Origin of the sequence: Pedobacter jamesrossensis (genome assembly GCF_042650905.1) — a bacterium.
Taxonomy (GTDB): domain Bacteria; phylum Bacteroidota; class Bacteroidia; order Sphingobacteriales; family Sphingobacteriaceae; genus Pedobacter; species Pedobacter jamesrossensis.
The window spans coordinates 39,897-51,174 of sequence record NZ_JBHSBY010000129.1; the positions used below are offsets into that span (position 1 = coordinate 39,897).

10 protein-coding genes are annotated in these 11,278 nt (G+C 34.2%); 3 read left to right on the forward strand and 7 right to left on the reverse strand.

Features of this window, described 5'->3' with window-relative positions:
- Positions 1–9 precede the first annotated feature (9 nt).
- Genes ACFOUY_RS14265 through spt form a run of 7 tightly spaced genes read right to left on the reverse strand, consistent with a single transcriptional unit; the run spans position 10 to position 8,040 of the window.
- A complete protein-coding gene (locus ACFOUY_RS14265; RefSeq protein WP_378961512.1) occupies positions 10–2,565 on the reverse strand; it encodes a DUF5686 and carboxypeptidase-like regulatory domain-containing protein in 2,556 nt (851 codons plus the stop codon).
- Positions 2,566–2,940 carry a GtrA family protein gene (locus tag ACFOUY_RS14270; protein WP_378961513.1) on the reverse strand — a complete coding sequence of 125 codons (375 nt, stop codon included), beginning with the start codon at positions 2,938–2,940 and terminating at the stop codon, positions 2,566–2,568.
- 5 nt (positions 2,941–2,945) lie between these two features.
- The gene (locus ACFOUY_RS14275; protein ID WP_378961514.1) at positions 2,946–3,398 is read right to left on the reverse strand and encodes a phosphatidylglycerophosphatase A family protein; all 453 of its coding nucleotides are present in this window, start codon (positions 3,396–3,398) and stop codon (positions 2,946–2,948) included.
- A gap of 2 nt (positions 3,399–3,400) precedes the next feature.
- Positions 3,401–4,726 (reverse strand): inositol-3-phosphate synthase, encoded by a 1,326-nt coding sequence (locus ACFOUY_RS14280; RefSeq protein ID WP_378961516.1) that lies wholly within the window; start codon positions 4,724–4,726, stop codon positions 3,401–3,403.
- A gap of 22 nt (positions 4,727–4,748) precedes the next feature.
- Positions 4,749–5,720, reverse strand: coding sequence for an NAD-dependent epimerase/dehydratase family protein (locus ACFOUY_RS14285; RefSeq protein WP_378961517.1), 972 nt, complete (start codon positions 5,718–5,720; stop codon positions 4,749–4,751).
- On the reverse strand, positions 5,717–6,838 hold the full coding sequence (locus ACFOUY_RS14290; protein ID WP_378961518.1) for a hypothetical protein: 1,122 nt from the start codon (positions 6,836–6,838) through the stop codon (positions 5,717–5,719). The genes ACFOUY_RS14285 and ACFOUY_RS14290 overlap by 4 nt, the downstream gene beginning before the upstream one ends.
- Entirely contained in the window at positions 6,835–8,040 is a 1,206-nt protein-coding gene (gene spt / locus ACFOUY_RS14295) for a serine palmitoyltransferase (RefSeq protein WP_378961519.1), read from the reverse strand. The genes ACFOUY_RS14290 and spt overlap by 4 nt, the downstream gene beginning before the upstream one ends.
- A 552-nt stretch (positions 8,041–8,592) precedes the next feature.
- Here spt and ACFOUY_RS14300 point away from each other — a divergent pair.
- The 3 genes from ACFOUY_RS14300 (at position 8,593) to ACFOUY_RS14310 (ending at position 11,070) form a co-directional block, all read left to right on the forward strand.
- Complete coding sequence (locus ACFOUY_RS14300; RefSeq protein ID WP_378961520.1) at positions 8,593–9,501, forward strand: helix-turn-helix domain-containing protein; 909 nt, start codon at positions 8,593–8,595, stop codon at positions 9,499–9,501.
- A gap of 162 nt (positions 9,502–9,663) precedes the next feature.
- Positions 9,664–10,494 carry a carboxylesterase family protein gene (locus tag ACFOUY_RS14305; protein ID WP_378961522.1) on the forward strand — a complete coding sequence of 277 codons (831 nt, stop codon included), beginning with the start codon at positions 9,664–9,666 and terminating at the stop codon, positions 10,492–10,494.
- A 27-nt stretch (positions 10,495–10,521) separates the two neighbouring features.
- Complete coding sequence (locus ACFOUY_RS14310; protein ID WP_378961523.1) at positions 10,522–11,070, forward strand: GNAT family N-acetyltransferase; 549 nt, start codon at positions 10,522–10,524, stop codon at positions 11,068–11,070.
- The last annotated feature ends 208 nt before the right edge of the window (positions 11,071–11,278 follow it).

Consider the following 11,278-nt stretch of genomic DNA (forward strand, 5'->3'; position numbering starts at 1 on the left):
CTGTTTTTTTTAAAAATCGAATTTTACCCTAGCTCTTATTCCCCATTCCGAAACCTCAGGATGATTTAAATAATTAAAGCGCTTAACCAAATCCACACGGAGTAGTTTAAAGATATTGCCAACTCCAACACTGCCTTCCATATATGGGTCGTTCCCTAAAGCATAAGTTCTCTTTGCACCATTTTCATAATCTGGTAACTGATATAAATTTGAATTTAAAGAAGGATTATTTTCATCTCGAAGGCCGCCATATAATGCTTTAAATGAAACGACTTCTCTTAATTTAAGCTTTTTTAGTAATGGGATTTTGTTAAAAAAGAAACCGTTGAAATTATGGTCAATATTGATGCTTACATAATGATCGCTCACAAACTCAAGAAAGTTCATTAGGTTATAAGAATTAAGCTGATAGGCATAAGTTTGGTTTGCCCTATGAATATCTAATAGCGGAAAAGGAACCTTGCCTGCAATGTAGCCACCCTCTAAGGTTACATCGCTATAACCGAGTTGCGAGAGGTAAAATCTTTTATCAATACTACCCATTATATTGTGATAGTTATATTCGCCACCCAAAACACCTTTTAAACCAGCAGTGTATTTAAGGTTAAAAACAGGATAGCGGTCGGCAATGGGAACACGATAAATTTTTCCCTGATAAAATTTCTCGTTTGGAGCGTATCGCAACGACAAAGAAACCTCACTAGTGGTTAACCTATTAACGAATTGATTTGCATCGTTTTTATAAAATAATCCTCCGGCAGGCGTTTGGCTCCATTTTTTTAACCCAACGGTATAAGAAAAATGATTTTCAAATTCCTTTACATAATCTACACGATAAAAATCGTTGTATAATAACATATCATTTACACCCCGTTTAAACGAAAGCAGAAAATTATCTTCCTGTACAAACTGCAATTCCTGTCCTGGTATTTTAGTATCCCGTTGAAAACTTGCCCGAAGATAATGTTGCGGAAACTCGTAAATTGATTTATTATTGATAGAATAAGTTGCAGACAAAAAGAACTTCCACTTTTCATCTTTAAAGCCATAAGCTGCATAATTTTCGAAATAATAACGTTTACTCAGTTCGGGTGTAGTTCTTCCGCCTAAACGCAAACGCAGTCCTTCTACATTATTAAAGCTATAAAATGTATTTACAGGTCCGATTTCGTAAGGGCCAAGATTTTGATAACCGGCAAACAACAAGGTAACAACTTTCATTGTTCGCTTAAATGATGGCAGATTTTGCAGCGTATCTATGTTCTCATAAATTTTTAACTGATTGGCAGAAATGGTGTCCAATCTATTCTCTTTCCAATATAAATCGTTCTTTTTACTCGCATCAGGCAATACAACTGTACTTTTTCCTTCAAAAATTGTGTTTGGTAAAGCCACATCGAACTGATATTTTTTAAAGGTTACGGTGCGCTCTCCGGTAAAACCAATGCCTTTTGTTTTGCCTATACCAAAATCTGCAAGTAACTTACTTTGGCTTAAACTATATTTCCCGGCTGTGTTGGCTTCGAAATTTAAATCGATTTTCAATGCCCTAACAAAATTCAGATTGATATTTTTATTAACACCAAAAGATGCTCCCGTTATGGCGTAATTGCCATCATTAGTTACATATATTTTGCCTTCAAAAAGCATATCGCCCGTATTGCGTGGCGTAAATGAAAGCTCAATGATTTGAGGCTTTCGATTTTTTAAAATGTCGGTAATAAAAAATTTGTAAAACGTTGGTGCTCCATCAGCAATGGGACTTAAAAAATCGTTACTGATAACAGATATATTGTTTTTATAAATATCAATATCCTGATACATCCTATCGAAATAGGTTTTCATTCCTTTATTATCAATATAACGGCTATCAAATTCAACTTGTTTCTGTGCAACAACAACCGTTTTATTTTTTTCTGGCTCCTTATTCAAATACTTATCAGACAGGCTCTCTTGTATGTAAACAGGCAACAAATTTTTTCCACCAATTAATGTAGAATCCTGTTCCTGAAATAGAAACTGATAATTTCGGAACATTCTCTTGCTCTTAAATTTTTCGGAAACATTACTTACCGAAAACAACATTTTCTCATATTGTTGATAGCTTACTGTTTGATAACTCTTTATGCGGTTTTCATCTTTATGGGCAATAACCTGCCTAATTAATTCAACAGCTGGATTATCTTTATTGCGATATTTAATCTTTTTTCCGCCGACAATGATTACTTCATCAAGCGAATTTGAGCTTGGCACCAACATTACATCTCCGTGCTGAGTTACCGATGGCATAATATTTTTATTGGCTACCACATAACCAACGTAATTAAAGCTTAATGCATTTTGCGGTTCGGGTGAGCTGATGGTATAATTTCCATTGATATCTGTTTGCGTACCTATTTTTGTGTCTTTAAAAAAAACGGATACATTGGGCAAGGTTTCTTTGGTTACGGCGTCGCGAACAGTTCCAGAAACCACTGTTGATTGTGCAAAAACATCGCCATTAAACCACAGTCTTAATAACAAAAACAAACCAATAAAAAATGAAATTTTGAATTTGTGCTTCATCTAACGGGTAAAAATAAACTGCTTTTGCATGTAATAATTATAGCTCATACCAACTGAAATTGATACCAGCATTTTGGAGAGCATGTAATTGATATTAAAAAAAGTGGTGAGTAAATAAACTCCAAGGGTAACGAGTAAAAAGTTGCCAATCCAAACTAAAATATATTTAAGAACCTGCCATTTAAGTACACTTTTAGTGGCAATAAAAACCCAATTTCTATTAATGTAGAAATTGATTATCCCTCCTGTTACCGTCCCTGATATACTTGCACTCAAATACCAGAAACCCAAAAGATTTACCGCAGCCAGCGTAACTAAAAAATCTACAGCCGTGGCTGTTAATGATGATGCCTGAGCCTTCAGATACCTAAACATGGAGTTTAAAAAAATTCGAAACTGATGAATATCTGGAGCACTATGCTTGAGTAAATCCCAGCCAATACATCATCTGCCATTACGCCTAACCCACCAGGTAATGCTTCCATTTTCCGGATGTACAAAGGTTTCAGAATATCAAAAAACCTGAAAAGCAATAAACCCAAAATAATATAAACTGGCTTTAATGGAACGCCAATCAAAGCGATGCACATTCCAGCAACTTCATCAATCACAACACGTTGATGGTCTTTACCCCATTCATTTTCCACTACATTAGCACTAATTGTACCGATAAGTGTTAAAAACAAAGTGACAAGAACAGGCCATAAATATGGGTTTGTATAAATCGTTTGCGAAAAATACCAGCAAAGGCAGGTCGCTATTGCAGCGATGGTTCCTGCCCCTTTGCCTATATACCCAATTCCCAGGCCTGTAGATATGATTTTATGGAACAACACTACAAAGTTTCTACAAATTCTTCTTCGTAATCTTGCCCTAAGTGCGTAATCAATTCCTCATCCATGATGTAGCGCAAGGTATTTTGAAGTTTCATTAACTGTTTGAAAATATCATTTTCTGCAGGCACACCCGGAATGGTTTGTGGCGATTTCAGATAGAATGATAACCATTCCTGGATGCCAGACATATTTGCTCTCTTAGCTAAATCCATAAACAAAGCCAAATCCAAAACGATTGGTGCTGCTAAAATCGAATCGCGGCACAAAAAGTTAATCTTAATCTGCATTTTATAACCTAACCAGCCGAAAATATCAATGTTATCCCAGCTCTCTTTGTTATCTCCATGAGGCGGATAATAATTGATGCGGATTTTATGGTACATATCACCATATAAATCAGGGTTTAGTTCTGGTTTAAAAATATCTTCGAGTACACCAAGTTTAGAAACCTCTTTTGTTTTAAAGTTATCTGGGTCGTCTAAAACCAAACCATCACGGTTTCCTAAAATATTATCAGAAAACCAGCCATTAACGCCTAAAGAACGGGCAGCTAATCCTGGTGCTAAAATGGTTTTCATCAAAGTTTGACCTGTTTTAAAATCTTTACCAGCAATTGGTGTATTGGTTTCTTTAGCCAATTCAATTAACGCCGGGATATCCACAGTTAAGTTAGGCGCACCATTGGCGAAAGGAACACCCAATTTCAACGCTGCATAAGCATAAATCATACTTGGCGCAATAAGCGGGTCGTTATCTTTTAAACCTTGCTCAAAAGCGGCAAGAGATTCGTGAACGGCAGATGGTTCGAAATAAATTTCGGTAGAGCCACACCAAACCAAAACAACACGATCGCAGTTGTTTTCGGCTTTGAATCTTTTAATATCTTCCATTACCTCAAGCGCCAATTCGTATCTGTTATCGGCCTGTTTTACATGTGTGCCCGTTAAGTTTTTCACATAATTTCTATCAAATGCAGCACGCATAGGCTTAATTGCCTGTAATTCTTCACGTACATCACGTAAAAGATTGGCATCTAAAACCCTTGCATTAAGTGCAGCCTCGTAAACATTATCTTCATATACATCCCAACCTCCAAAAACCAGGTTTTCGAGATTTGCCAAAGGCACAAAATCTTTAATTTTAGGTTCTTTCTTTTCGGTTCTTTTACCAATACGGATTGTACCCATCTGGGTTAACGAGCCAATTGGTTTTGATAAACCTTTTTTTACTGCGGCTACGCCAGCAATCATGGTAGTTGCAACAGCGCCAAGACCAGGCATCAATATTCCAAGCTTTCCGTCAGCCGATTTTACTTGTTCTCTCATTCTAATTTTTATTTAATTTTATTTATAACCACTTATTTTCTTTATACCAGGCGATTGTTTCATTTAACCCGTTTTCCAATTGATATTTCGGTTCGAAGCCAAAATCTTCCTTTAAATTTTCGATATCGCAAGCCCAGTTCGATGCGCTCAAATCCTTTATTTTATCCATATTTAATGCTGGCACCTTGTTAAATAAACTGTAGGACTTCTCCATACTCCAGGCTAGCGCCTTTACAGCACTTAGTGGTAAACTAAGCGTAAAAGGCTTTTTATGCAACGCTTTGCTGGCGTAATTAGCAAGCGAAAACTTATCGTAAACCATCCCGTCAGAAACGTTATAGGTTCTATGAACAATTTTAGAATGCAACGATTCTATAATTATTTCGGCCAAATCTGTTACATAAACAAAGCTTAATTTTTGTTGCTGTTTACCCACATAAAGCTCTAGACCAGAGTTAATGCTCTTAATTAGAATTAATATATCTTTCTCACGTGGGCCATAAACTGCAGTTGGGCGAAAAACAATTAGTGGCAAGTCAGTCATCTTGCTTAAGTAAGTTTCTGCAAGGGCCTTGCTATTTCCATACAGTGTTACAGGATAAGACAAATCTGCATCATCTTTTAAAGGGCCTCGAGCAGCCAAGCTACTCACGAAGACCATTTTCTTTATTTTATGTTTTGATTCAGTTGCCGCAAGCGCAAGATTTCGGGTGTATGTTGCATTAATACGGAAATATTCTTCCCGATTTTTAGCTTTCGTTGTTGCAGCTGCATGGATAATATAATCGTACTTTTTCTCATCAATATGATTTCTCAATTGATAAATCAACTCAAAATCTAGATGAACATAATTTATATTGAAATCTTTAAGATGGGCAACGTTACTTGATGAACGAACACTAATATATACCTCAAGTTCATTAGCTAAAGCCGCTTTAATCAGATGATAGCCCACAAATCCGGTAGCGCCGGTAATCAACACCCGCTTTTTCATATCGCTTTCTCTAGGATTCTGTATTTTCGGTATAATACGCCACCGATATCTTCAATTGGCCTGTTAATCATGTCGTTATGTTCAAGCGTCCAGCTGGCCTCCGCATACTTCATTTTCTTGGCAGAAAAACTCTTGATAATATTGCCATACAAACAAGCCTCAATACCCATTTTACGGTAACCATCAATTACACCAAGCAGCAAAATTCTAATGCCATCAATTTTTTTCTTGCCCGTTAAAAGCTTAATTAATCCTGTTGGAAATAATCGTCCACGTTTTATTTTTATCTGAATTTGGTTGATATCGGGAATAGCTAAAGCAAAACCTACAATTTTACCTTTCTGTTCCGCCAGAATGCAAAAATCGGGATCGAGAATAAGCTTTAAGTCTTTTGCTGTATAATCAAATTCTTTATCCGTCATCGGTACGAAACCAAGATTTTTATCCCATGCTTTATTATAAACCTCTCGGATAGCTTCTTTATCTGCATTGAAATTTTTCATATTGATTTTGCGGATCACAATATCATTCCGTTGCAAGCGCTCTTCAATCTTATCTAAAAGCTTAACCGATCGTTCGCTGTAATTACCCGTTGTGTAACGATAAGCTCGTAAATCAACATTTTTCACAAATCCTAATTGCTCTAATCTTTGTAGATAATAAGCTGCATTATAAGGCATCATGGCAACCGGTGGTCCGTCAAAACCTTCAATTAATAATCCGCAGGTTTCATTTGTAGATAAATTTACAGGACCTAAAATTTTATTGAATCCTTTAGTGCTGAGCCAATCTTTAACAGCATCCATCAACAAACTAACTACCTCATGGTCATTTACAGCATCAAAAAAACCAAAAAAGCCTTCTTTAGTGTTGTATAACTTATTGTGGTTCGTATTATTAATCGCAGCAATTCGCCCTACAATTTTGTCCTCTTCGTAAGCTAAAAAAAGTTGAATTTCTGAATGCTCATGAAATGGGTGTTTGCCTGGAGAAAGTAAATCGCGTTGCGCAATAAACAGCTCGGGCACATAATTAGTATCATTTGCATACAGCTCGTGCGGAAAATCGATGAATGCAGCTAACTCTTTTTTAGTGGATACCCTAATTATATTTTTCATAATTGTGCGCCAACCAAATCAACATTAACGGCCTTAAATGCAGCTGTAAGCTTTTCTATTGCGATTTCTATCTGTTCGAAAGTGTGGGTAGCCATTAACGAAAATCTGATTAGTGAAGAATCTGATGGAACAGCTGGAGAAACAACCGGATTTACGAACACTCCATTTTCTTGAAGTAAATTGGTAATTATAAAAGTTTTGGTGTTATCCCTGATGTAAACCGGAATAATTGGACTGTTACTATGGCCAATATCGAAACCAGATTCGGTTAACAGTTTTTTAGCATAATTGGTATTTTGCCAAAGTTTATCTATGCGTTCTGGCTCAGATTCTACAATATCTAAAGCGGCAATTACGCTTGCAACTGCAGATGGTGGCATACTTGCACTAAACATTAAAGCACGGGCACGATGTTTTATAAATTCGATAGTCGAAGTATCGCCAGCGATAAAACCACCTAATGAAGCGAGCGATTTACTAAAGGTCCCCATTACTAAATCCACCTTATCTGTAAGGTTAAAATGAGATGCCGTACCAGAACCATTAAAACCAATAACACCTAAACTATGGGCATCATCCATCATTACATTGGCTCCATATTCATCAGCAATTTGAACTAATTCCGGCAAATTGACCAAATCACCCTCCATACTAAAAATACCGTCAGATACGATTAACTTAGCTGCATCCTCAGGTAATCTACTTAGCTTTTTTCGCAAATCATCCATATCGTTATGGGCATATTTTATCGTTCTGGAAAAAGATAAACGGCTTCCATCTATAATCGATGCGTGGTCATATTCATCTAAAATCAAGTAATCATTTCTATCAAGTAAGCAAGAAATTACACCTAAATTGACTTGAAAACCAGTACTAAAAAGCACTGCAGCCTCTTTGCCAACATAATCGGCTAAGCGATTTTCTAAGTTTAAATGAATATCTAGTGTACCATTTAAAAATCTGGAACCTGCACATCCAGTTCCATATTTATCAATCGCCGCTTTTGCTGCTTCCTTTATTTTAGGATGATTGGTTAAGCCCAGATAAGAATTCGATCCAAACATGAGCACTTTTTTCCCATCAATAATCACTTCAGTATCCTGAGCAGATTCTATTGACCTGAAATAAGGATAAAGTCCTTTCTCTTTTATAGTTGATGCATCCGTAAATGCGTCGATTCTATCTCTTAATTTTTTGCGCATACTGAATTGTAATTCTGCGTTATTTTAACATTTATTAAAAACCCGGTTACACTATTGCTTTTACTTGCATTATAGTAATCAAGTGAAATCAGATCATTATTCTCGAACAATTTGATAACGCAATTTTAACATGGAACTCACCTAAAAAAAAGGTTCAAAAGTGGGAACTATTGGTCAAAATGGTGGATTTAAAAAATGTGACATTTAAATGAATTGACCTTTCGACCTATTGACTTTTATTATAAAAAGGTAAAATGGCAAAACACAGGCTTTAACGATATAAAAAAGCATTACACATATAATAAAAAACTATATATCAAGCAGTTATTAAATACCAAAAATCAATCAAAAGATTAACAACTAATCATAAATTAGTCATATTTAAAAAAATAAATTTAAAAATTCGATTGATATATTAGATTTGTTTGCGTTAAAAAAATCAGATATTTAGGGTAAAATCAGGAATAAGCAGTGGCTTAATTTTCCTTGAGAAAAGCATAGATAAGAGTCAAAAAATATCTGTTAAAAAATTGTTACGAGTTAAAAAGATCTATGCAGCAACAGCTAATTAATAACAGCAATGAAGTTGTTAATATCGACAACAATCTTCCTTCAATAGAAGATTTAGAAGTTAGCACTTTACAAAATCAGATTCCCAGTTTCTGCCTTAACCAAGCCTTTCGTGCCACATCGTATGCTTTTATACTTATTATTAAAGGAAGGCTTAATATTAAAACTAATTTCATACAAGAAACCTTAAAGGAAAAGGATGTTCTGTTTATTTTCCCTGATTCTATTTATGAAATAGATAACGTAAAAGATATATCTTTTATTAAAGTTGGTTTCAGCAAAAAATATTTAACAAACCAAGGTATATCTCTAAATACTGCCCAAAACTACAGGATATTTAGAACTCAGGGCATCAATAAATTTTCACTTAATAAAGAAGAATATACCGACCTCTATCATGATATATTAGCCTTGCAAAAAAAGTTAAAGCTTCCTTTAGACATACCTCAGAGAAATGACATTGTTCGAAATAGTTTTATTGAAATACTTTTTGATATGATATTGCTGGGAAATAAGAGATTTAGTTTAGAACCAGCCAAGAGAGATAGCAAACTAGAATTGACTACCAACTTTTTAAATCTCCTTTCTGAGCAATTTAGAAAGGAAAAGCGGGTAATTTATTATGCAAACAAACTATGTATTACACCAAGGCATCTTTCGCAAGTTGTTAAATATGTTACCGGAAAGACAGCTGGCGAACTCATTGATGAAATGGTTATAGGCGAAGCAAAAATACTACTCAATAATTACTTTTTAAATATTTCCGAAGTTTCATTTTCATTAGGGTTCGCAACGTCTTCATTCTTTGGAAAGTACTTCAAAAAACAAACTGGAATATCGCCTTCTGTATATAAATCAGAAAACAGGATTCCGAGGACAAGTATATTTTAAATATTAACTTTAAGGAAATAAGATTTAAAGCTTTTTGCCTGAAGTTGTAAAGCGGTTTGCAGTAATTAATAGGCCTTATTATAATTTTAACAGATAATCTAATCTACTTAAATTTCTATATTAGGCACAAATTAACAATTATACATCGCTTCAGACGGCTCTATGCAAAACAAATTCTTTTATCTATTCACTCTAATTCTACTAAATACCTCTATTGCAATAGCTCAGATCCGAACTTCGGATAATTTAAAAGTTGATAGTTTAACTTTTATAAATGCCAGAGCAACTTTAAATAAAATATCTAATGATAATTTCGAAAAGCGAATTTATAAACAAGATAATCAGGAATTACCTTACCGACTTTTACTTCCAAAAAATTATGATAAAAGCAAAAAATATCCGCTTGTTATAACTTTTCATAACTCTTCACGCATTGGAAATGATAATGAAAAACAATTAGAGCCATTATCAAAAATCTGGTTGAGAGATGAGATTTTTGAAAACTATAACTGCTTGGTTATTGCACCGCAGTTTAACGAACGTTCTTCAAATTATTCGGAAAATGAAAATGGTATTTTGGTATCTAAACCCAGCAATAAAATTAATTTAGTTCTGGATTTATTGAATGCTTTAGAGCAAGAATATTCCAATATAGACAAATCTAGAATATATTTAATTGGATATTCGATGGGTGCTTCAACAGCACAGAACCTGTCAAGCATAGCGCCTAAAAAATTTGCAGCTATGGTTTCAATTGCAGCTGTTCCCGATTTTTCTAATTTAAAAGCTATGAAAAACAAAAATATCTTTCTTATCCACGGTGAAAAGGATGTTGAAAATCCGTATAAAGGAAGTGTTGAGCTATTTGAAAAATTAAGGAATAGTAAAAAAATAACATTCAAAACTTATACAGAATTAAACCACGATAACATTAACATTCCATTGCTTTTAAATGATGAAATTCCTAAATGGTTGTTTAGGCAGAAAAAATAAATCTAGAAACCGATCAAAATCGAGAAGATGAAAATATTTGCAGAAACCGAAAGATTCATTTTAAGAGAGTTACTATTAACAGATGTTGATGGATTTTTCGAGCTTGATACTAACCCAGAAGTGCATAAATATTTAGGAAATAAACCAGTTAAAAACAAAGACCAGATTATTGATAATATTAATTTTATAAGGACTCAGTACTTAAGTAATGGCATTGGCCGTTGGGCAATAATTGACAAGAAATCAAATGAATTTATCGGCTGGACAGGCTTAAAATTTATTACAGATGAAACAAATAATCATAAAAACTATTATGATCTGGGTTATCGCTTAATTAAAAAATATTGGGGACAAGGAATTGCAACAGAAACAGCACTAGCTTCTTTAACATATGCTTTCGAAGAGCTTAATTTGAATGAAGTTTACGCTATTGCAGATTGTGAAAATAATGGATCGAACAAAATTTTAAAAAATTTAGGTCTAAAATTTATTGAAATTTTTGAACTTGAAGGAATAGCACACAATTGGTACAAAATAGAAAAGGCTGAGTTTGAAAAACAATCAAAACTTTCATAATAATCAAAAGCACTAATTGAACATTGTATTTTGTACTGCATTGGCAATTTTCGAATATGTATTTATAAGCCTTAACAAGATGGAAGTAACAAATGACTTTCATAAAAAAAGGGGCTGTATCATAAATAAAATGATCAGCCCTTTTATTTTGCTTAAATTTTTTATATTTTTTTATGTTATTTTTTGGTTTAAAGTGTTGATTTTCATA

Excerpts from the sequence above, each read along its gene's own strand:
- ACFOUY_RS14300 (WP_378961520.1), top strand. The coding sequence starts at position 8,593 with ATGCAGCAACAGCTAATTAATAACAGCAATGAAGTTGTTAATATCGAC.
- ACFOUY_RS14310 (WP_378961523.1), top strand. The coding sequence starts at position 10,522 with ATGAAAATATTTGCAGAAACCGAAAGATTCATTTTAAGAGAGTTACTA.
- ACFOUY_RS14280 (WP_378961516.1), bottom strand. The coding sequence starts at position 4,726 with ATGAGAGAACAAGTAAAATCGGCTGACGGAAAGCTTGGAATATTGATG.
- ACFOUY_RS14270 (WP_378961513.1), bottom strand. The coding sequence starts at position 2,940 with ATGTTTAGGTATCTGAAGGCTCAGGCATCATCATTAACAGCCACGGCT.
- ACFOUY_RS14285 (WP_378961517.1), bottom strand. The coding sequence starts at position 5,720 with ATGAAAAAGCGGGTGTTGATTACCGGCGCTACCGGATTTGTGGGCTAT.
- ACFOUY_RS14290 (WP_378961518.1), bottom strand. The coding sequence starts at position 6,838 with ATGAAAAATATAATTAGGGTATCCACTAAAAAAGAGTTAGCTGCATTC.
- ACFOUY_RS14265 (WP_378961512.1), bottom strand. The coding sequence starts at position 2,565 with ATGAAGCACAAATTCAAAATTTCATTTTTTATTGGTTTGTTTTTGTTA.
- ACFOUY_RS14305 (WP_378961522.1), top strand. The coding sequence starts at position 9,664 with ATGCAAAACAAATTCTTTTATCTATTCACTCTAATTCTACTAAATACC.
- spt (WP_378961519.1), bottom strand. The coding sequence starts at position 8,040 with ATGCGCAAAAAATTAAGAGATAGAATCGACGCATTTACGGATGCATCA.